Below are 20,020 nucleotides of genomic sequence, written 5' to 3'. Positions count from 1 at the left end.
CAAGAAAAATCAGGGCTACGGCTGTTTATAAAATACATTTCTCCGATCCGCATAGATTCCCGGCCTGCACAGCTGGCCATAGCCGGTCACACCCTCGCGGGAGGCATCCATTGCCGGATCTGCATAGGTATAAAACCATCGTGTCAGCTGGATATACATGCGGTTAATAAGAGCGGCATATTCCGGGTCGGCTGACAGGTTGTTATTTTCTTCCGGATCCTCGCTCAGATGATACAGCTCGTCAGGCCCATAGGGACTGCGGCAGATATATTTCCATTCCTCCGTCCGTATCATGCGGGTTGGTCCGTACTCATCATAGACCACCACAGCGCCCGCTTTCTCCGTATTCCCGTCAAAAACATCCGCGAAGCTTCTTCCGGGAAGCCCGTCCGGCAGCTGCCTTCTGATGCCAACCATATCTAAAAGCGTCTGGAAGAAATCATACTGGCTGCACATTCTGCGGCAGACTACCCCTGATGGATAATGGCCGGGCCAGGAGACGAGGAACGGAACCTTTACAGCCGTATCGTACATATTAAAGGGAAAGGTGCCGTTGCCTTTTCCCCAAATCCCATGATGCCCCATATTCATGCCGTTGTCCGCCATAAACATAACGATGGTATCCTCCGCAATTCCCAGTGCCTCCAGCTTATCAAGCAGCCGTCCCACATCCGCGTCCATAGCCGTTATGGCGGCATAATATCCACGCAGCAGGGATTTTCGCACTTCTCCCGTCCCGGAGGGCGCGCTGGGGATCTGATTGGGATGTACTGGCAAATCCGGCGTGGCGGTAAAGCCGCAGTCCCCGTACATCTCAATGTATTCACCGGGATGCTGATCCTCCTCCCAGGGAGAATGCGGCGCCGTGTAATGCACGCTCAGATAGAAGGGATTGTCCTGCGTCCTGAATTCTTCCAGATAAGACAGCGCTTTGTCAGTAATCACATTGGTAATATATCTGTTTTCAAAGCTGATTTCACCATTTTCCACAATATCCGCCTTATTGTAGTAACAGCCGCCTCTGCCGATGGTAAACCATTTATCAAACCCGTGCTGAGGCGTCATGCTATCGCCCAGATGCCATTTCCCGGAAAGGGCGCAGGTATATCCGTTTTCCTTAAGCACATCCGTATAGGTCAGCATCCCCTCCAGATATTGGATGGGTTTTTCCTCACAAAGATAATAAGGATCCTCCCTGATTTCCTTCTTCAGGCCGTCCCGATCCAGATTGCCGGAGCGGATCCAGTCCTGTACGCCGTGCGCGGAAGGAATTCTCCCGGTCAGCAGGCTGGCCCGGGCAGGAGAGCAGACCGGGGAAGCGCAGAAGAAGTTTTCAAACCGATACCCCTGTGAAGCTATCCGATCCAGGTTGGGCGTATGGATGTCAGTATTTCCTGCGCAGCGCATGGCCCAGGCGCCCTGATCGTCCGTAAGAATAAAAAGAATGTTTGGTTTTTCCTGTTTCATTTTCTGTCGTTCCTTTCTTTCGGAATATTTTAAAATAACAGCAGACAGGAAGCGTCCGCTCCCTGCCTGCCATACATGTATGATTGAAAAATGGAAAGCTTATTTGCCAAGCTGTGTCGCTATTTCCTGCAACAGTGTTTCTGTGCCGTTATCCTCCAGGGCTTTCAGGAATTTGGGAATATTTTCTTCCGGATCCACCATACCGGATTCCAGAGCCTTGGCATACTCCTCAACTGTGCTCGTAAGAGCGGCAATTTCAGATTCCACAGGTGCATTGTCAAAGGTAAAGCCGTTATGAGGAGCAGTGACAGCCGAGTCGTTATATTCCATGAACATATCCATAATGTTTTCAGGATAGGAGATATCCCATTTCTGGTTAAACGGTGTGCCGAACTGCCAGCCGTAGGTGTAATCATAGCCATTATCCGCAGGATCAAGGGTTCCGCCCATGGTTCTGTCAACCTGATTGTCGCCAACTGCAGTATAATGCTCGCCTTCAATTCCGTGACGGATTAAGGTTCCCACATACTGGTCGGTATTGAGCAGATTAATGAATTCCAGCGCCTTTTCAGGATATTTGGAAGCGGAAGAGATGGCAAGCAGTCCGCCCATGGCATTTCTGGTTTCAAACAAAGGCTTCATCAGCGGAACAAAGGTTACGCCGTGTCCGGTTTTTGCTGCTTCTGATTCTGCGGCTCCCGGGGCATAGGAGATAACATAGGAGAACAGATTGCCGTTTTTGAAATCATTGTCTCTGTTAGCAGTGTCAGTATCGTAGTTTACAGGGTCTTTGGAAAGATAACCGTCATTATACCAGCCCCGCACCAGCTTACAGTAATCCATATATTCCTGGCTTGCATACTGATTAAAGATTTCATCCTCACCCTGGAAATTGCCGAATTCCTTTACGGGAGATGCGCCGGGCAGCTTGGGATCCCCTGTCAGACTTTCAAAAGGAGTGGTCAGGCTAAAGCTCAGGCCGCTGACGCCGATTACGTTCTTGCCTGCTGCCGCAGATTTTTCATGAACGGTCTTCAGTACTTCCGTATAATCCTCCATGGTTTTAACAGTGCTTAAATCAATCCCATATTCGTCAGCCATATCGGAATTTACGAAGAAGCCTGACTGCCAGCCCATTTCCTTATAGGAAGGCACCCCGAAGATTTTACCATCCACTGAAGCCGCCTGCCAGAGGGATTCCGGGATAAATTCATAAGTTTCCTTTGCATATTCCGGAAGGAGGGAGGAGATATCCATGAAGGCATCCTTTGCTGCAAACTGCAGATAGTTCGTGGTCCAGTTCGCAGTAAAGCAGATATCGAAATAATCACCGGAATTGATCAGTGTGGGCATTTTTTCTTTGTAGTCCGGATTGGCAATAACCGTATAATCGATTTCCACTCCGATTTTATCCCTGGTATACTCGTTCAGCTTTTCAATGACCTTATCTGTATCAGGAGCCACCGGATTGATGGACATATACCATTTCAGGGTGACGATCTCATCAGAAGAGGTCTCCTTTGACGCCGTGGTTTCCGCTGCCGTATCCGTTGCAGTGCTTTCAACAGATGCTTTCTCTCCGGCGGGTTCGCTGGATGCCGCAGGCGCAGGGCTGCTGCCACAGCCAGCCAGAAGAGCGGCAGCCAGAACAACGGAAAGACCTGTACTTAACAGTTTTTTCATTTTCATACTCATTTCCTCCATTTATCATAGTTTTTTGCAGTACCTTTATTTATAAAATGCATGAAGCATTCCATAAAACAGAATAGTTTTGCCGTATCAGCCTTTTACGCCGCCGATAGTAAGTCCTTTGACGAAATATTTCTGGAAAAAGGGATAGGCCAGCATTACCGGAAGAACCACCAGCACCGTCAGCGCCATACGTCCGCTGTCTGTAGGCGCGTTCTTTGCCATTTCCGCATATTCCAGGGCATTGGCAGAGGACTGGGTAAGAGCCTCCAGGCTGTTCTGCATACTCTGAAGCAGCGTTTGAATAGGGTATTTCTTTGTTTCAAAAATATAGAGCATACCCAGGAACCAGTCGTTCCAGTAAGCGATTACAGTAAACAGCCCTATGGTTGCGATGCCCGGCTTGGAAAGCGGCAGCACCACCCGAAGAAACGTTTTGAATTCCCCGGCCCCGTCAATATGGGCCGCTTCTATAATTTCCATAGGAATACTCTTAAAGAATGTACGCAGCACAATCACATAAAAGGCATTCAGCGACATGGGAAAAATCAGCGCCCACACCGAATCCCGGAGTCCCAGCAGCTGGGTGTTCACCATATAGCTGGGAACCAGCCCCCCGTTGAAAAGCATGGTGAAAAGCAGCAGAAACGTAAGTATTTTACCATAACGGTAATCCGGGCGGGAGAGCACATAAGAAAGCATCGTGGTCACAGCCAGGCTGAACAGCGTTCCAACAATCGTCACAAATATGGTAATTCCATAAGAACGGATAATCTGATCCCCCAGACGCAGGAAAAAGCGATAGGCGTTCAGGCTCAGCTGCGTAGGGAAAAAAGAGTAGCCATTCTGGAAAATACTCTGTTCACTGCTGAAGGAGACTACCACAACCAGAAGCACCGGAAGCACACACAGCAGGGCAAATACCGACAGAATGCAAAGCATCATCACATTGGCCTTTTTGCTGATAGCGTTGATTCTTTTTTCTTTATGATTTATAACCGATGATTTTGACATATCTGGCCTCCTTAAAATAATGCGCTGTCCTTGTCAATCTTACGGACAACGAAGTTCGAAGAAAGCACAAGCACGAAACCGATAAGAGACTGGTACAGGTTAGCCGCAGCAGCCATTCCGATATTCCCGTTTTCCTTCAGGGAACGGTATACATAGGTATCGATAACATTTGTCACCGGGAATAAGGGTCCTGAATTTCTTGGCAGCTGGTAGAACAAACCGAAATCCGCATAAAAAATCTTGCCGATTGCCAGAATCGTCAGAACAATCATCATACTTTTCAGAGAGGGCAGCGTGATATATTTAATCTGCTGCCATTTTGTCGCCCCGTCCATCAGCGCCGCTTCATAATAGTCATTGGAAATTCCCACAATAGAACCCAGATACATGACCGTGGAGTATCCAAGCGTCTTCCATATCTGGAAAACAATCAGGATAACAGGCCATGCCGATTTCTGGGAATACCAGGTGACATCCAGCCCGAAGGTCCGGTTGATAAACCCGTTGTCCACACTCAGGAAAGAATAAGCGATAAAGGAAACTACAACCCAGGACAGGAAATAGGGAGCCATAAATACTGTCTGGAATACCTTCGCCGTTTTCTTCTGATGCAGTTCATTGAGTACAATCGCCATTGTCACGGCCAGCACCAGATCCAGCACAATGAACAGCAGATTATAACCCAGTGTATTTCTTGTAATTATCCAGGCATCCTTCGTCTTAAAAAGATACTCAAAATTCTTCAGCCCGTTCCAGGCGCTTCCGAAAATCCCGTCCCGGATGTTATATTTCTTAAATGCCAGGATAATTCCGGATAAAGGAAGATATTTAAATAATACCATAAGTGCCACCCCGGGCAGCGCCATCAAAGTCAATGGCAGATTCTTCTTAAAATAGAACCATCGGCTCTTCTTATTCACATTCATTACCAACTGGCCTCCTTATTTCACTTCGCCTTCCATATCTTAATTTTAAAGGAAACCCAGGCCCGCCACAACGCGACTTTTTTTATGGGGAGTGGAGTTTTTTCAAAGATGCATGGCTGATGCCTTACGAAAAAACTCCGTCATAAGCCTGTCATCATAATTATCAGTAAAACTCCCGGATTCTCTCAAACCATACCCCTGCCGGATCTTCTGTTTCCTTCATAAACTCACTCATCCGATCCATCAGGCAACGTTTTATGCCTTCGTATTCCTTCTCATAACACACATTTTTGAGCATCCAGGGATCCTTGCCTAAATCATATAATTCTCCCCGTTCATTCTCATTAAAAGTAAACTGATATTCCAAATTCCTTACCATGCGCTGCCGCGCCGTATAAAAATGATAGTGATACTCCCCATAAATATACTTCCGGCCATTATCCGGCACTTCTCCCAGCATCAGGGGCACCAGGCTTTCTCCGTCCACTTTTTTGGGAGGCCTCATGCCGGCAAGTTCAAGTATGCTTGGCATCAGTTCCTGTAGCAGCACCAGGCTCTCATTATCTTTAGTCCCAAGTCCCTTCACTACCAAAGGGATCCTGTAGATTTCATCAAACGTAAAAGCGCCCTTTTCAATCAGCCGGTGCGCGCCCATGCAATCCCCGTGATCCGCGCTGTATATAATTATCGTATCCTCATACAGTCCGCATTCCTTCAGTTTCTCAACTATCATTCCCACACAGTCATCTATCAGCGTACAATGCCCGAAATATCTGGCGGCAATCTCCTGGAACCCCTTCCAGCCATAATCCGATAGCCCCCACATCTTCTCCGTCAGATAATATCCATACGGCTTATCATGGAAATCCTCGCAATAGCTGGGATGTTCCGGTATGTCCTCCGGCCGGTACATGGAATAGTAGGGTTCCGGTACAATACTCGGACTGTGCGGCCCCCAGAAATTACTCCAGATAAAGAAAGGCTGATCCTTATCCCTTGCCTTTTCGATCAGCCGGTTGGTTTCCTGCGCCACAAAATACTCTATTGTGCTCTCCACAGGCCCCTCGTGCCTGCAAAACATCTCCTGAATCTGAAGCGCCGGATTATTTCCCATAAATCCATGCGATACATCCACACCCTCAAACCCTTTTTCCTTCAGATACTCCGCATAATAATTGGGTGTATTCACCGGCGGAATATCAAATTTCAGGCTGGGAAATACCCTGCTTCCGGGAAACCCATAGCCCATAAAGGGAAGATTATCCTCAAAACCGCATTCCGCCGGTGTTTTCACCGGTGATACATGCCACTTTCCCACATAACCGCAATAGTACCCGGCAGAAGCCATACAATCCCCCAAAAGCGGCACGCCTTCCTTAATATCCGTATAATTATCTATCACTCCATGCCGGTGCGCATACAGCCCGGTCATCACACTGGCTCTGGAAGGTGCGCAGATAGCAGAAGTACAGAACGCATTACGGAACTTCATTCCTTCCTCCGCAAGCCTGTCAATATGCGGAGTCCTGCAGATACAGTCCATCCCATAAGCGCTCACCGTATCCAGCCTCTGCTGATCCGACAAAAGCAACAGAATATTTTTTCTTTTTCCCATTCCCCAAAACCTCCTTTTCGGTATGCTTCCATTGTAGAAAAACGCGCCGGCCCCTACAATCAGATTCTTTTTAGAAAAGGTGTATTTTTTTCGATTCTCCTGTTAATCAATTGCACATCCCTCTTACCGGCTTTATAATAAATTCATCACCTGATAAGGAGGCGTTCCCCAATGCTGAAAATACTTTTGGTAGACGATGAAAAATACGCTATAGAAGGCCTCATATCCATGCTGGACTGGAACCGCTTCCAGGGTGAACTGACAGGCACGGCCTCTTCGGGAGAGGAAGCCGTCGCGCTCATGGAAACACTGATTCCGGATGTGATCATATCCGATATAAAAATGGGCGGCATGAACGGCATCGAGCTGGCCCGTATCGTCCATGAGAAAAATGAAAACATACAGATGATACTTCTTACCGCTCACGGTGAATTTGAGTTTGCCAGACAGGCCATCCAATATGGGGTAATTGATTACATACTCAAACCCATCACACGGGAAAAAATAGGGCAGCTCAATGATCTTCTTGCCCGTAAGCAGGAACAGCTTCTTCTCCAGCGCAAATCCTACCTTACAGTTTGGGATGATTCCTTAAAGCAACAGCTCCTGGAGGCGCTGAAAACCAATGATCGCGGTATATTGGATGAATTTTTCCAGTCGGCGCTATTTGCCGAGCTGATGAACGGGAATGACTGCAATCCCGTAGGCATCCAGCTTATCAATTATTTATACGCCTATCTGAATGACATGAATCTGGAGCAGCAGGCAATTTCCTATTCCAGGAATGAAACCATGGAAAATTTCCTGGATATGACCAGCCGCCAGGAAAAAATGGACTATATTATCACGAAATACTATGATCTGCTGACCAGCGTTTCCCAGCAGAAGAGCGCCCATACGGAGGCAATAGCCGCCTATGCCTTCCGTTATATCGGAGAGCATTACTGTGAACCGGATTTTAACCTGTCCGGCCTGTCCTATGCCATGCATGTATCCCTGTCCCACCTGAGCACTGTTTTCAAGCAGACGACGGGGAACAATCTGATCAGTTATGTTACCGAACTGCGTCTGGAAAAGGCCAGGGAGCTTCTTTCCGATATGCAGTATTCCATCTCTGAGGTAGCCGCACTTTCCGGCTACAGTGACGCCAAATACTTCGCCAAGCTGTTTAAAAAGAAAATGGGAAGCACTCCCAGCGAATACAGAAATCTGATTATACAGGGAGGTATTGATGGGAATTAGGAAAAAAATTTTCTATATCACTGCAGCCGTCATGCTATCCGTCCTGCTTGTTTCCTATGGGGTTATGTATCTGTACTTTTATCACGTTATGTTTGAGGAAACTGTAATCAGGCAGCGGGCCAGTGTGGAGCTGAACCGCCAGATGGCCGATAACTTTGTACAGTCCGTCTATCACACTGCCGTGCAGCTGGTCAGTGACAAGGCGTTGGGCGGTTATCTGAGCAATCCATGCACGGATCCTCTGGAAACAATACAGATGCGGGAGGCCGTCAAGACCCAGTTTGCGCATTACGCCACGCACCAGGTAATTGACAGCACCTATTATTACCGAAGTACCCTTTTTCTCTCTGACCTCCTCCCGATTGCGAAGACCTTTGAAAGCTATACCCTTGACAATAATCCCTATGCTGCCTCAAATGTGGTCTTTTCCGATACCAATGTACAGGAGGAGGAATGGTACAGGGAAACCGTAAAGCGTACCGTTCATGTATTTACGAATGAGTCTACAGATGAATTCTGCATTGCCCGAAAAATTATCAACACCTACTACATTGGTCCTTATGATTCCAACGGCACCGCAGTGATGGTGGTAAGCGTAGCGAAAAACCAGCTGGAAAACGTATTTTCCAGTATTCCTGTGACGGCCGGAAGTGGTTATGCCATTCTTGATGATGATGGGAAAAACCTGTACTGCAGCAGCACAGGCATCGGCTGCAACGTTTATGAATCTGCCTGGCAGGCCTCCGGCTGCGGGGAACAGGATGAGTTTACCTTAAGCCTGGACGGGGAAAAATACCTGGCCAGCAACTGCCAGGCCCAGTATGGCATACATCTGCTTTTTCTTACTCCAAACAGCGATATCACCGCCAGCGTAAAGCCCCTGATGGCTACCTACAGCCTGATTTTCGCAGGAATTTCCCTGGTTCTCCTGCTTGCCATTTACATCCTCACCGGCCGCTTAAGCCGCCCTCTGATCCGTCTTTCCGCCGCAATCGGAGAGGTGCGCGACACCAGGAATTATGATAAGGAAAAGCTGCACGTATCCAATGAAAAGGAGCTTGTCATACTGGAAAAAAGCTTCGGCCAGCTCATTGACAATGTCAACCGGCTGATTGAAGACATCCGCATTCAGGATGAAAAGGAAAAACGGTCACAGCTGCGCGCCCTGCAGGCCCAAATCAACCCTCATTTTATTTTTAATGCGATGGATATGGTGAACTGGCTCGCTTTATCCCGAAACTGTGATGATATCGCCAGTATCGTTTCCTCCATCGCCAATATGATGCGCTACAGCATCACCAATGCGGACGGCATGGTTGCCATTTCCCAGGAAATCGCCAATATCCGGGAATTTATCTCCGTTTACCAGCTGCGCCATAACAACCGGCTGCACCTGGATACTTCCGTTGACAACGAGGATATCAGCATTCCCAAATTTACCCTGCAGCCGCTTGTGGAAAATTCCGTGCGCCATGCCAAAACGGTGGATGGGGAGGATCTGTGCATTGACATACACGCCTGGAAGGAAGGCCGTACGGCGCTGATAGAGGTCCATGACAATGGCAGAGGCTGTGACGCACAGGAACTGAACCGCCACATACGTTATGAAAAAACAACGCTGCAGGTTTCCAGCGGCTTTGGCATCCGTAATGTAAATGAACGGATCGCGCTCTGGTATCACGGAGGAAGCGGCCTGATTTTCCGGAATGAGGAGGATGGGAGCCTGACAGTACGCATTATACTGGATATCACACAGGAAAAAGAAAATCCTGACAAAAGCAGTTTGCCCGGGGAAACGGGCGGAAAGGCAGAAAAATGAAAAAAGAAATTGTAACCAACGGCGTGCATACCTACACAGCCGCCGAGCAGTATGTGCCTCCGAAGGAGCCTGAAGTACAGGCGCATGTAAAATGGTTTATGGGGCTGAAGCTGGGCTTTATGATGCACTGGGCGCCGGGCTGCCAGCTGGGAACCATGGAATCCTGGCCCCTGTCAGACGGCGATGCTTCCTGGTCACAGGCGGATGTGGACTGGACCGATATTGAAACCTTCAAGCAGCAGTATATCAATGCCAACAAAACCTTCAATCCTGTAAAATTCCGTCCGGATAAATGGGCGCAGCTGGCTGAGGAATGCGGTTTCAAATACCTTCTTTTCACCACCAAGCACCATGACGGCTTCTGTATGTTTGATACTGCGACCACCGATTATAAGATTACCGATCCTTCCTGTCCCTTCCATACAAGTCCTTATGCCGATATCACGCGCAGCCTGTATGAAGAATTCAGGAAAAGGGGAATGGCCATTTCCGTTTATTTTTCCAAACCCGACTGGCACTGTGATGATTACTGGCATCGTGATTTCGGAACAGCGCCCACAAGAAATGTGAACTATTCCATTCAGGAATACCCGCAGCTGTGGGACCGCTTTGTATCCTATACGCACAGGCAGTTGGAGGAGCTTGGCACCGATTATGGAAAAATTGACTGTCTCTGGCTGGACGGAGGCTGGGTTAACAAGGATAACCTTAATCAGGATATCCGCCTGGGGGAAATCGTGGAGAAGCTTAGAAAAGGCCCGCAGCCTCACCTCATTGTCTGTGACAGGACGGTGGGCGGAGAATACGAAAACATTGTAACCCCTGAAAAACAGGTGCCGGAGGAGCCGCTTTTTATCCCCTGGGAAACCTGCACCACAGTAGGAGAGAAATTCTCCTTTCATTATACGGATCACTTCAAATCCGGCAGGCAGCTTGTCCATCTTCTTTTGGACATCGTCTCCAAAGGCGGCAACCTGGCCCTGAACCTGGCTCCGCAGCCGGACGGCGAGCTTCCTGCCGGGGCTGTGGCTTCACTGCGCGATATGGGCAGATGGCTCAGGATGCATGGAGAGGGCATTTATGAAACCGATATTATCAAACCCTATTTTGAAAGAAATGTGAAATACACTGCCAAAAATAATATCCGATATGCTTTTTATCTCTACGATGACTGCGTCCGTCTGCCCCTGCGCGTATACCTTACTGCCACTGAAGACATAAAGAGTGTCAGGCTGATGAGAACCGGCCAGGAAATTCCTTTTAAAAAACAAGGCAGCCAGCTCCTCCTGGATACTACAGACGTAGACAGAAACTCTGCCTTTTATGCAGACTGCTTTATCCTGGAAGCTATGCCGTAATATAACAAAAATGACAGCTGCAAATAAGTAATGTATCAAACTCCCAACATAAATACATTCTCCCGGAAGCATACTAAGCTTGTCGGAGGATGTATTTTTTTGTGGTAAAAAGACCCTTTTTTACTTAAAAAAAATACAGATTCCGGCGGCATGAAGCTACGAACTCCATGTCATTTTATGCAACAGAAAGGAGTTTTACAATGGATAAAAACGGTAACCAGCTTGCTATTGCAAGCATTCCCTGCCAGAAGTGGAAATCAGTCTATGAACCTGCGGCGGCATTGAGAAAAGGAACCATTTTCCCGGAGCTGAACCTGCCATTTTTTATGGCTGACGACACAGAGGAAATCCCCGCGGGCCAGGGTTTTGACAACGGCGCTGAAGAAAAAAGTACGCAACAGGAGGAAAGAGAACAGCTGCTTTCCAAAATTGACGAAGCCGGCTTTGTGGTAAATGACCTGACACTGTATCTGGATACCCACGAAGAAGATGAGGAAGCCCTCCGCATGTTTGAGGAATATTCCAACCGTAAAGTGCAGCTGACAAAGGAATTCGCGCAGAAATTTTACCCGCTTTCCGAAGCAGCCATGGTCCTTTGCGGCAAGGAAATGAAAAAATTCAGCTGGACAGACGGTCCGGCCCCCTGGGAAGGAGCGTGTGTATAAATGTGGGCATATGAAAAAAGACTGCAGTACCCCGTAAAAATTACCAAAACCTGTCCGAAAACAGCACAGCTGATCATCAGCCAGTACGGAGGGCCGGACGGTGAGCTGTCCGCCTCCATGCGTTACCTGGCGCAGCGTTATTCCATGCCGGTAAAGGAAGTGGGCGGCCTTCTTACAGATATTGGTACAGAAGAGCTTGCGCATATGGAAATCATCTGCGCCATGGTTTACCAGCTGACGAAGCACCTGACCGTAGAGCAGGCACAGGAAGCCGGCTTTGACGCATATTATATCGATCACACCGCGGCCCTTTGGCCCCAGGCCGCCGCAGGCGTCCCCTTTACAGCACTTGAGTTTCAGTCCAAGGGCGATGCCATTGCGGACCTTACAGAAGACCTGGCGGCAGAACAGAAGGCCAGGACCGTATATGACAACCTGCTGCGCATGATTACCGATCCGGAAGTCAGGGAACCTCTGAAATTCCTGCGTACCAGGGAAATCGTCCATTTCCAGAGATTCGGTGAAGCGCTGGAAAAAACAAAGGATAAACTGGATCCCAAAAACTTTTATTATTTCAATCCTGAATTTGATAAAGAAATGAAGGATAAGAGCAAATTTAAGCTTTAACCCTCGCACCATATCCGGTAAAGGGGCCGCCTGCAAGCATCAGATGAACGCTGCAGGCGGTCCCTTTTTTCACCAGCCGAAAATGCAGCCTTTATCCTGCCAGACAGCCTGTACGGGACCACTTGGAGCATGAAATTACTTGGATTATGGAACCACTTCAATTATGGATCCGCTTCGATAGACGGGCTTACCGGTTTATGATAAAATATTGACAAACAGTGAAACAGGAGGGGCATTACATGAATATGGATTTTGTAAATTTAACACCGGAAAACCTTGCCAACGAGCATTTATGCTGTATCATCCGCAGTAAAAAGCCGCACCAGGGGGTGGAGGCAAAACGGCAATGGCTTTCGGATCGGCTGGCGGAGGGCCATGTATTCAGAAAATTGAATGAAAAGGCCACGGTTTTTATTGAATATGCCCCTCTTGAAACTGCCTGGGTACCCATTATCGGTGACAATTATTATTACCTGTATTGCCTGTGGGTATCCGGCAGCTGCAAGGGGAAAGGGTATGGGAAAGCCCTGATGGAATATTGTATTGCAGATGCCAGGGAAAAGGGAAAATCCGGCATTTGTATGCTGGGGGCCAAAAAACAAAAGGGCTGGCTTTCCGATCAGGCGTTTGCGAAAAAATATGGCTTTAAGGTGGCTGACACCACCGAAAACGGATATGAACTGCTTGCCCTTTCCTTTGACGGAACCATGCCGGAATTCACTCCCAGGGCCAAAAGCTCCAGAATCGAAAATAAAGAGCTGACAATCTTTTATGATATGCAATGTCCGTTTATACCGCAGTATATCGAAAGGATAGGAGATTACTGTGAAACAAATCATATCCCTGTTTCTTTCATCCGGGTGGACTCACTCCGGAAAGCAAAAGACCTGCCCTGTGTATTTAATAACTGGGGCATTTTTTACAATGGGATTTTTGAGACAGTGAACCTGACAGATGCTGCCGGCATACAGAGAATACTTAAAAATAATGCCTGAGCAGCTTTTTTCAATTTAAAACAGCTATATAGTTAACATAATTTATTTATGTAACCTTAATACAATCTTATAAGGATATGAAGTTAACATAATATATTTATGTTAACTTCATGTAAAATGACAAAATTAGGATCCGGCAGACTGACATGCAATTCTTTATCAGGGGAATACTAATCTCAGATAAAATTCACCCCAGCATTCCACATTGGAGAAAATTCATGAAAAGTAAAAAGCCCGGTCTGTTATATGTCCTGTTCAGCTTCAGCACCGCCTGCGCCATGCTTTATCTGTTGGGAGCCCATGCGCTGAGAAAAAGTCTGCTGTATTTTCGCGTTATCTATTGAAAACCGCGTCTTTTTCTGTGCGTGTTCAAAGCTTCGTCAGCTGGCTGTATAAATCATATTCCGCGTCATGCAGCGCCCTGATTTCTTCAGATATATGGAGCAGGAGACTGCTATGCCCATCTTCAGACACCTCCCACAGTTCATTTGCCACAATATCCCACTCCTCTGCAATTTCAAAGAAGCGTGAGCCAATCGTCCGGATACGGCTGTTTTCAAGCAGTTCTGCCGCCTCAAGCAAAAATCCGCCGTACATTTTTCTGAAAATCCCGCCGCCGGTCCCCCCATCCGCACTTATCTGAAAATAGTTGGTTATTGCCGCTGTCCGCAGCTTTGCCGCATCGAAGGAACCCCATTTTATAATTTCCTTCCCAAATTTTTCAATACCGCAGATTCCCTTCAGCCTGGCCTGGGGATTTAACATTTTATCACACACTGCCATGATAGCCTGACGAATTCCTGCATTATCCGCATTTTTAAAATTACTGAAATCAAACATGATATACTTATTATTCGCAGGAAAAGGCCGGAAGGCGCTGGCACGGGCCAGTTCCATCTGTTCATAGCTCACCATATGATAAGCTTCCGCAATCATTCCCCCGGGAGTCCTGACCGGGAAGTCCGGGTTATCACGATCACTGACGTAAAAGCAGCCCTGTTCGTCATCATAGCCGAACAAAACAACGGCATGGCCGCCGAAATGGCTGTCCGGATCCAAGGACATATACGGAAGATATGGCATATCCGCATATATAAGTACCGGCTGGTTGTCATCAATCATTTTCCTGGCCGCTTCAAAGCTCTTGTTGTTATCGCGTCCTTTCCTGAATTTCATCCCCACCCCAAGGCGTTTCGATAATATCCCCTCAAATTCCATTATTTTCGAACGCCCCGATACCATCGGCGAATGGGCCATATTTATGTATGCAAAGTCAAGGCCTTCGCCAAGCCCGAACAGCATTTCCTCCGATAAAGGATGCCCATAGAAATTAAAGATTTGTTTCATTGCGTTGGTGATGCAGTGCATGCCGCCTGCAGGCTGAAAATTATCCACTGTTTTTTTCATTCCTGTTCCCGCTTTCTGTAATGAATACCGGCATTTATTTCCAGATCCGCCGTCTTGATTTTGGTTGCTGAATACAGCATAACGCCTCCTCTGCGGGGGAAGGTCAAGGGGCATTTGGTTTATCAGGTGTACATTGACGCAGGCCGGCCCTCATTATATAATCAGGTTGAAAAACAGGAAAATGGCCGATGTTATGGGAGGGATAAGGATGGATTTTTATAAAAGACTGGCGCTGGTTGGTTCACAGATTCCCTGTGGGAAAGTGGCTACCTATGGGCAGCTGGCGCTTTTATGCGGCCGGCCGCGCAATTCCAGACAGGTAGGCTACGCCCTGAACAGAGGGCTTGCCGGTGATCTTCCGGCGCACCGCATTGTTAATTCCCAGGGGATTCTTTCCGGTTCCCCCGCCTTCGATACGCCGGATATGCAGCGGCTTCTATTGGAAAAGGAAGGTGTCCCGGTAAAGGATAACAGAGTGGATTTGAAAAAATATGCCTGGGACAATACCATGGAGGATGCGCTTTATTTGAAAACATGCTTTGAAGAACAGGGAATATAAAAACGTATCCCAGCGCAGGAAAAAGCATCCGCATATATAAGTACCGGCTGGTTGTCTGGCATTTCCTGCGCCGGCATATTATTTTACCCCAGATGAATTGCGCCCTGACTGCGGATTGTGATGGGAAAAACATTGTCACATCCCGCATAAGCGGAAATATATTCCCTGTATACATCGGCAGCTTCCCGGGGAAGGATGCACATGATGACACCGCCAAAGCCTCCTCCATGTATCCGGCAGGCCCCTTTTCCGATTTTGGCCAGAAACAGCTCTGTAAGAGCGAGCATTACGCTCACGCTTTGCTCTGCCGGCTCAGAAGGGACACAGCAATTCTGAAGATATTTCCAGGAAGAATTGCCTGACTGGCAGACAAGAGAAAGGAAACCGGGAATATTGCCTTGACCAAGCGCTTCCCTGGCGTCGTCAACCCGTCTGTTTTCTTCAAAAAAATGGATGGCTCGCAGCAGGCTGCGGTCACCGCAGGTTTGCCGGACAGCCGATGCTTCCTGCAGGAGCGATTCCAGGCTGGTATCAGACAGCTGCCGTTTTCCAAGACAGGAAGCTGCCTTTTTCATCTCCGAAGGGATTTCCGAGTATTCCCGGCTCAGGTTTCCGTGGCCTTTTCCGGTATTTACCAGGATGATTTGATAGCCCTCCTGTTCCAGCGGGAGAGTGAGTTTTTCCACCACCGGATTCTCCTTATCTGAAAAATCAAGGAAGACCGCTCCGCCCACCGCACAAGCCAGCTGATCCATCAGCCCGGACTGCTTTTTCCAGTAATGATGCTCCGCATACTGCCCGATTTTTGCATAGTCAAGGCAGGACATACGGCCTTCATTGAAGAAATGATTGATAATGGCGCAAATCAGCATTTCAAAGGAAGCGGAAGAGCTGACGCCGGCCGCGCTGATCACCTCAGTGGAAATACAGGCATAAAAGCCTTCTACCTTAAAACCAAGGGAACGGCACCCCCGGAAAATACCTGCCAGCAGGGAAAGGGTTCCGTCCCCCTCCGGTACTGCATCCAGATGTCCCAAATCAAAAACAAAGGGCTGTGAAAAGCCCTGGCTTCGCACAATGACACACTCGGAATGATTCGGCCAGGCAGCAGCGATGGTATCCATCCCAATACTGGCCGCAAGCACCTTGCCTCCATTATGGTCCGTATGGTTCCCTATTATTTCCGTTCTTCCCGGAGCAGTAAAATATTCGGCTCCCTCCGCATTAAATTCTGTTTTCAGCTGCCGTTCAAGCACAGTGAAGCGGGCAAGGCTCCGGGTTCCTTCGCCATAAACAGCATAGAGCATTTCCTTCAGACTTTCCTTTGATTTACACATTTTTTTCTTTCCTTTCCGTTTTTATCCGGGCGCCCTTTACAGTTATTATTATAGCGGTTTTAGCTATGTACTCCTTAAAAATTCTGCGCATTATAAGGAATATATTGCGCAGAATGTAAAATAGTAATTGCATAGTCAGTCTGATAATGCTATCCTTCTTATAAGAAGGTTGTAAGCAGGGAATGTGGGCAGATTGCAGAAGGAACAGTCCCTTACACGGACAGGAGAGCAGATGGACAGGCAGGAAGAAAAAACACAGATAATCACCAACCCCTCCGGCCGGGAATTAAAGGAGCACGGAAGCTATCGATTTCCTTTCCTGGTCAGCAGGGAAAGGCTTTCCCGCTATGAGACAGGCTCTTTTCTCTGGCACTGGCATACGGAAATTGAATTTACGCTGGTAACGGACGGATGCATGATTTATCAGATAAATGACAGCAGCATCAGCCTGAATGAAGGAGACGCCCTGTTCGGCAATTCAGGAACGCTCCATTCGGCGCACAGAGCGGATGAAGGAGACTGCCGCTACATTTCCATTACCTTTTCTCCCAGGCTGCTCTATGGCTATGAAGGCAGCCTGCTCCAGGAAAAGTATGTGGAACCTCTGATCCATAATTCCGGCCTGGCTTTTCTGCATTTTCACAGGAAAGAATTTTTTCACGGCAAAGAAAATTATTATGGCAAAGAAAGCTTTAACAGCGAAGAGAGCTGGCATGGGGAGGTAATAGAAGGCCTCCGGCATATTACCGCCGTATATGAAGAAAAGAAGCCCTTATATGAACTGCGCCTGCAGGAGGAGCTGCTTCACATCTGGAGACTGATGCTGGAGCACTGCTGCCTGGACAGAGCCTGTAACAGTAATGGAAGGGATGAAAAAAATTATGAAAGAATCCGCAGAATGATTACCTTCATCCAGGAAAATTACCAGCAGAAGCTGGAGCTGGATGATATCGCCCGGCATGTGCACCTGTGCAAAAGTGAATGCTGCCGCATTTTCAAACGATATATGAAGGAATCTCTGTTTGACTATTTACTGAAGTACAGAATTGAACAGAGCCTCCCTGACATTCTGGCAGGAGAGGAGAGTCTCACGGAAATTGCCCTGCATTCAGGTTTTGCGGATTCCAACTATTTTTCCAAAGTTTTTCACAGGCTGAAGGGCTGTTCTCCCCGGGATTACCGCAAAAAAATCTATCATTTTAAATCAGTTCCAGAAAAATCAGATCCAGAAAAGGAGATACCATGGACGACAATATAATGCAATTTGCCAACAGAACAGAATTCAGGGCCTGGCTGGAGGAAAACTGCCAGACAGCCAGCGGCATATGGCTGCTGTTTGGCAAAGCGGGCGGCCCTGAAACGCTGACGGCCGGCGAGGCTCTTGAAGAAGCACTTTGCTTTGGCTGGATTGACGGTCAGATGCAGAGAATTGACGATAAGAGTTATAAAAAATATTTTTCCGCACGCAGGGCAAACAGCAAATGGTCAGAAAAAAATAAGGCTCTGGTCCAAAAACTTGAAGCCCAGGGCATTATGACAGATTATGGCAGGATAAAAATTGCGCAGGCCAGGGAAAACGGGCAATGGAATGCCAGAAAGCCGCCGGAGATTACCGAGGAGCAAATAGCCTTAGTATCCGGCCTCCTTTCAAGATTTGAACCCGCCCATACGAATTTTATGGCAATGCCTCCTTCTGTTAAAAAGACCTATACACGTGCCTGGCTGGATGCCAAAACAGATGCCGGCCGTGAAAAAAGACTGGCCTGGATGGTTGAACGGCTGAATAAAAACCTGAAGCCCATGTAAACAGGGATGCCTGGTGCCTGTCATTTCTCCTGTAATACGTGGACTGCATTTTTAGCTTTTGTTCTTTTAAATGATAAGTTACCCGGACAGATTAAATTTGATGAATTAGTGAAAATTTTATTGAACTAATAGCGAAATATAGATCCTTGATAATTGAATATTGATGGTTTAAAGCTTATAATGATGATAAAAATATGCATGGAGGTACATATGAAAGAATTAAAAAATGATGAGTTGATATCATTATACATGGCATATGAAAGTGAATGAGAGTATAGAGATTCTTCTATATGGAATATTGTAACAAAAATGTTTGTAGTTACATTGACCGCCATTTTAATTCCGTTTTTATATAAAGAATATTGTGGAAATTATGTACCTCTCATTATTTTTCCTGTTGCAGGTATTATAATGGCTTCATTTACTTTTTTTATGCTTTTAGGTATTCTAACAATAATTGTTTTAATGCTTCCTAAAAAATAAGTTAGTCAACCATCAATATTTGATGGTTGTTTTTTTGTGCGTTGCATGGCTAAACTGAAATTTAGATGGGAGAATATTTATGGTAGGAAAATATAAAGTAATTACATTATGTGGAAGCACAATATTCAAAAAGAGTTTATGGAAACGCAAAAACTTTTAACATTACAAGGATATATTGTTATATCTGTTGGTTTATTTGGACATTCAGGAGATGAAGAGGTCTGGGAAGGTATGGATGAAAATACATTGACTCAGACAAAAGTCATGCTTGACGATATGCATAAAAGAAAAATTGATATGGCAGATGAAATTTATGTAATTAATGTTGGTGGATATATTAGTGAATCAACTAAATCTGAGATTAAATACGCCAAAGAACAGAAAAAGCGTGTAAAGTATTTGAAGCATCCTTTAATTGGAAAAAATATTCAAATTAACAAAAATGAAGAAATAAGAATTATCACAAATGTAACGAAACATGAGGGGGCTCCAGATACTGGAGCCCCTTTTTGTTGGCTTTAGGCAGCTGAAAGAGGCAGCGACTGCTTTGTAGGACGGCATATAAGCCAGGATTTTCATTGTAGTGATGAATTCGAAGAGTCATGCAGCTATTCAATTCCCCATTTCATGAGCCGATGATTCCGAAGATCCGTGATGAGGACATTCAAAGGGCAGAAACAGATATTGCCATTTATGTGATTGCCCGTAATGCCGGAGAGGGAAAAGACCGCCAGCTATGAGAATGTCATTGTCATTCTAAATGTCTGCGGAGTAATCGATACGAAGTATCTAAGACAGCAGCCGGGGATCGGGGCAGTGCTTCTGATGAGTCAGTCCGGAAGTATCGGAGGATATGCACTGGCGGACGTATTGACCGGAAAGGTGTCACCGAGAGGTCACCTGACAACTACATGGGCCAAACAATACCGAGACTATCCGGGGCGGAGTCATATAGTTTTTTAGATGATGAGTTCTACCGGGAAGGAATCTATGTGGGGTACCGGTATTTGA

Annotated in this window: 19 protein-coding genes; 12 read left to right on the top strand and 7 right to left on the bottom strand. The window is 46.9% G+C overall.

Annotated features, from left to right (window positions below):
• Window positions 1-15: 15 nt before the first annotated feature.
• From HMPREF1548_RS23565 to HMPREF1548_RS23545, 5 genes are all read right to left on the bottom strand, one after another.
• Entirely contained in the window at window positions 16-1,467 is a 1,452-nt protein-coding gene (locus HMPREF1548_RS23565) for a sulfatase family protein (protein ID WP_021639193.1), read from the bottom strand.
• Between the two features lie 99 nt (window positions 1,468-1,566).
• The gene (locus HMPREF1548_RS23560) at window positions 1,567-3,156 is read right to left on the bottom strand and encodes an extracellular solute-binding protein (protein ID WP_035323619.1); all 1,590 of its coding nucleotides are present in this window, start codon (window positions 3,154-3,156) and stop codon (window positions 1,567-1,569) included.
• Between the two features lie 90 nt (window positions 3,157-3,246).
• Window positions 3,247-4,170: a carbohydrate ABC transporter permease gene (locus HMPREF1548_RS23555; protein ID WP_021639191.1), complete on the bottom strand. Its 924-nt coding sequence runs from the start codon at window positions 4,168-4,170 to the stop codon at window positions 3,247-3,249.
• Window positions 4,171-4,181: 11 nt separating this feature from the next.
• Window positions 4,182-5,096, bottom strand: coding sequence for an ABC transporter permease (locus HMPREF1548_RS23550; RefSeq protein WP_021639190.1), 915 nt, complete (start codon window positions 5,094-5,096; stop codon window positions 4,182-4,184).
• 163 nt (window positions 5,097-5,259) lie between these two features.
• Window positions 5,260-6,711 (bottom strand): sulfatase family protein, encoded by a 1,452-nt coding sequence (locus HMPREF1548_RS23545; RefSeq protein WP_021639189.1) that lies wholly within the window; start codon window positions 6,709-6,711, stop codon window positions 5,260-5,262.
• Window positions 6,712-6,882: 171 nt separating this feature from the next.
• On the opposite strand from HMPREF1548_RS23545, the gene HMPREF1548_RS23540 reads away from it, so the two are divergent.
• The 7 genes from HMPREF1548_RS23540 to HMPREF1548_RS30680 all read left to right on the top strand — a co-directional run bounded on the left by HMPREF1548_RS23540 (window position 6,883) and on the right by HMPREF1548_RS30680 (window position 13,761).
• Window positions 6,883-7,953, top strand: a complete 1,071-nt coding sequence (locus tag HMPREF1548_RS23540) for a response regulator transcription factor (protein WP_021639188.1) — start codon at window positions 6,883-6,885, stop codon at window positions 7,951-7,953.
• Window positions 7,943-9,772: a sensor histidine kinase gene (locus HMPREF1548_RS23535; RefSeq protein WP_021639187.1), complete on the top strand. Its 1,830-nt coding sequence runs from the start codon at window positions 7,943-7,945 to the stop codon at window positions 9,770-9,772. The genes HMPREF1548_RS23540 and HMPREF1548_RS23535 overlap by 11 nt, the downstream gene beginning before the upstream one ends.
• Window positions 9,769-11,130: an alpha-L-fucosidase gene (locus tag HMPREF1548_RS23530; RefSeq protein WP_021639186.1), complete on the top strand. Its 1,362-nt coding sequence runs from the start codon at window positions 9,769-9,771 to the stop codon at window positions 11,128-11,130. Before HMPREF1548_RS23535 ends, HMPREF1548_RS23530 begins: the two co-directional genes overlap by 4 nt.
• Window positions 11,131-11,330: 200 nt before the next feature.
• Window positions 11,331-11,795 (top strand): spore coat protein CotJB, encoded by a 465-nt coding sequence (locus tag HMPREF1548_RS23525; RefSeq protein WP_021639185.1) that lies wholly within the window; start codon window positions 11,331-11,333, stop codon window positions 11,793-11,795.
• A complete protein-coding gene (locus HMPREF1548_RS23520; RefSeq protein ID WP_021639184.1) occupies window positions 11,796-12,422 on the top strand; it encodes a manganese catalase family protein in 627 nt (208 codons plus the stop codon).
• Between the two features lie 239 nt (window positions 12,423-12,661).
• Window positions 12,662-13,417 (top strand): GNAT family N-acetyltransferase, encoded by a 756-nt coding sequence (locus HMPREF1548_RS23515; RefSeq protein ID WP_035323616.1) that lies wholly within the window; start codon window positions 12,662-12,664, stop codon window positions 13,415-13,417.
• 218 nt (window positions 13,418-13,635) lie between these two features.
• Window positions 13,636-13,761: a hypothetical protein gene (locus HMPREF1548_RS30680; RefSeq protein WP_268890904.1), complete on the top strand. Its 126-nt coding sequence runs from the start codon at window positions 13,636-13,638 to the stop codon at window positions 13,759-13,761.
• A gap of 25 nt (window positions 13,762-13,786) precedes the next feature.
• Here HMPREF1548_RS30680 and HMPREF1548_RS23510 read toward each other — a convergent pair whose 3' ends face one another.
• Entirely contained in the window at window positions 13,787-14,824 is a 1,038-nt protein-coding gene (locus tag HMPREF1548_RS23510) for a BtrH N-terminal domain-containing protein (RefSeq protein WP_035323613.1), read from the bottom strand.
• A 208-nt stretch (window positions 14,825-15,032) separates the two neighbouring features.
• Between HMPREF1548_RS23510 and HMPREF1548_RS23505 the strand changes: the two genes are divergently transcribed.
• On the top strand, window positions 15,033-15,383 hold the full coding sequence (locus HMPREF1548_RS23505) for an MGMT family protein (protein ID WP_025489910.1): 351 nt from the start codon (window positions 15,033-15,035) through the stop codon (window positions 15,381-15,383).
• Window positions 15,384-15,466: 83 nt separating this feature from the next.
• Here HMPREF1548_RS23505 and HMPREF1548_RS23500 read toward each other — a convergent pair whose 3' ends face one another.
• Complete coding sequence (locus HMPREF1548_RS23500; RefSeq protein WP_021639178.1) at window positions 15,467-16,720, bottom strand: galactokinase; 1,254 nt, start codon at window positions 16,718-16,720, stop codon at window positions 15,467-15,469.
• 184 nt (window positions 16,721-16,904) lie between these two features.
• On the opposite strand from HMPREF1548_RS23500, the gene HMPREF1548_RS23495 reads away from it, so the two are divergent.
• From HMPREF1548_RS23495 to HMPREF1548_RS29215, 4 genes are all read left to right on the top strand, one after another.
• Window positions 16,905-17,978 carry an AraC family transcriptional regulator gene (locus HMPREF1548_RS23495; protein WP_021639176.1) on the top strand — a complete coding sequence of 358 codons (1,074 nt, stop codon included), beginning with the start codon at window positions 16,905-16,907 and terminating at the stop codon, window positions 17,976-17,978.
• Entirely contained in the window at window positions 17,963-18,526 is a 564-nt protein-coding gene (locus HMPREF1548_RS23490; protein WP_021639175.1) for a YdeI/OmpD-associated family protein, read from the top strand. Before HMPREF1548_RS23495 ends, HMPREF1548_RS23490 begins: the two co-directional genes overlap by 16 nt.
• A 621-nt stretch (window positions 18,527-19,147) precedes the next feature.
• Complete coding sequence (locus tag HMPREF1548_RS23485; RefSeq protein WP_243003111.1) at window positions 19,148-19,531, top strand: hypothetical protein; 384 nt, start codon at window positions 19,148-19,150, stop codon at window positions 19,529-19,531.
• 186 nt (window positions 19,532-19,717) lie between these two features.
• Complete coding sequence (locus tag HMPREF1548_RS29215; protein ID WP_021639170.1) at window positions 19,718-19,972, top strand: glycoside hydrolase family 3 C-terminal domain-containing protein; 255 nt, start codon at window positions 19,718-19,720, stop codon at window positions 19,970-19,972.
• The last annotated feature ends 48 nt before the right edge of the window (window positions 19,973-20,020 follow it).

Origin of the sequence: Clostridium sp. KLE 1755 (genome assembly GCF_000466465.2) — a bacterium.
GTDB lineage: Bacteria > Bacillota > Clostridia > Lachnospirales > Lachnospiraceae > Eisenbergiella > Eisenbergiella porci.
The sequence above is the reverse complement of the archived record's forward strand: the minus strand, read 5'-3'. Positions and strand labels throughout refer to the sequence as shown.

What these genes read in the sequence shown, in the direction of transcription:
- HMPREF1548_RS23500 (WP_021639178.1), bottom strand. Translation starts at nt 16,720, where the DNA reads ATGTGTAAATCAAAGGAAAGTCTGAAGGAAATGCTCTATGCTGTTTAT.
- HMPREF1548_RS23565 (WP_021639193.1), bottom strand. Translation starts at nt 1,467, where the DNA reads ATGAAACAGGAAAAACCAAACATTCTTTTTATTCTTACGGACGATCAG.
- HMPREF1548_RS23530 (WP_021639186.1), top strand. Translation starts at nt 9,769, where the DNA reads ATGAAAAAAGAAATTGTAACCAACGGCGTGCATACCTACACAGCCGCC.
- HMPREF1548_RS23485 (WP_243003111.1), top strand. Translation starts at nt 19,148, where the DNA reads ATGGAAACGCAAAAACTTTTAACATTACAAGGATATATTGTTATATCT.
- HMPREF1548_RS23515 (WP_035323616.1), top strand. Translation starts at nt 12,662, where the DNA reads ATGAATATGGATTTTGTAAATTTAACACCGGAAAACCTTGCCAACGAG.
- HMPREF1548_RS23535 (WP_021639187.1), top strand. Translation starts at nt 7,943, where the DNA reads ATGGGAATTAGGAAAAAAATTTTCTATATCACTGCAGCCGTCATGCTA.
- HMPREF1548_RS23490 (WP_021639175.1), top strand. Translation starts at nt 17,963, where the DNA reads ATGGACGACAATATAATGCAATTTGCCAACAGAACAGAATTCAGGGCC.
- HMPREF1548_RS29215 (WP_021639170.1), top strand. Translation starts at nt 19,718, where the DNA reads ATGCCGGAGAGGGAAAAGACCGCCAGCTATGAGAATGTCATTGTCATT.
- HMPREF1548_RS23555 (WP_021639191.1), bottom strand. Translation starts at nt 4,170, where the DNA reads ATGTCAAAATCATCGGTTATAAATCATAAAGAAAAAAGAATCAACGCT.
- HMPREF1548_RS23520 (WP_021639184.1), top strand. Translation starts at nt 11,796, where the DNA reads ATGTGGGCATATGAAAAAAGACTGCAGTACCCCGTAAAAATTACCAAA.
- HMPREF1548_RS23545 (WP_021639189.1), bottom strand. Translation starts at nt 6,711, where the DNA reads ATGGGAAAAAGAAAAAATATTCTGTTGCTTTTGTCGGATCAGCAGAGG.
- HMPREF1548_RS23540 (WP_021639188.1), top strand. Translation starts at nt 6,883, where the DNA reads ATGCTGAAAATACTTTTGGTAGACGATGAAAAATACGCTATAGAAGGC.
- HMPREF1548_RS23510 (WP_035323613.1), bottom strand. Translation starts at nt 14,824, where the DNA reads ATGAAAAAAACAGTGGATAATTTTCAGCCTGCAGGCGGCATGCACTGC.
- HMPREF1548_RS30680 (WP_268890904.1), top strand. Translation starts at nt 13,636, where the DNA reads ATGAAAAGTAAAAAGCCCGGTCTGTTATATGTCCTGTTCAGCTTCAGC.
- HMPREF1548_RS23560 (WP_035323619.1), bottom strand. Translation starts at nt 3,156, where the DNA reads ATGAAAATGAAAAAACTGTTAAGTACAGGTCTTTCCGTTGTTCTGGCT.
- HMPREF1548_RS23525 (WP_021639185.1), top strand. Translation starts at nt 11,331, where the DNA reads ATGGATAAAAACGGTAACCAGCTTGCTATTGCAAGCATTCCCTGCCAG.
- HMPREF1548_RS23505 (WP_025489910.1), top strand. Translation starts at nt 15,033, where the DNA reads ATGGATTTTTATAAAAGACTGGCGCTGGTTGGTTCACAGATTCCCTGT.
- HMPREF1548_RS23550 (WP_021639190.1), bottom strand. Translation starts at nt 5,096, where the DNA reads ATGAATGTGAATAAGAAGAGCCGATGGTTCTATTTTAAGAAGAATCTG.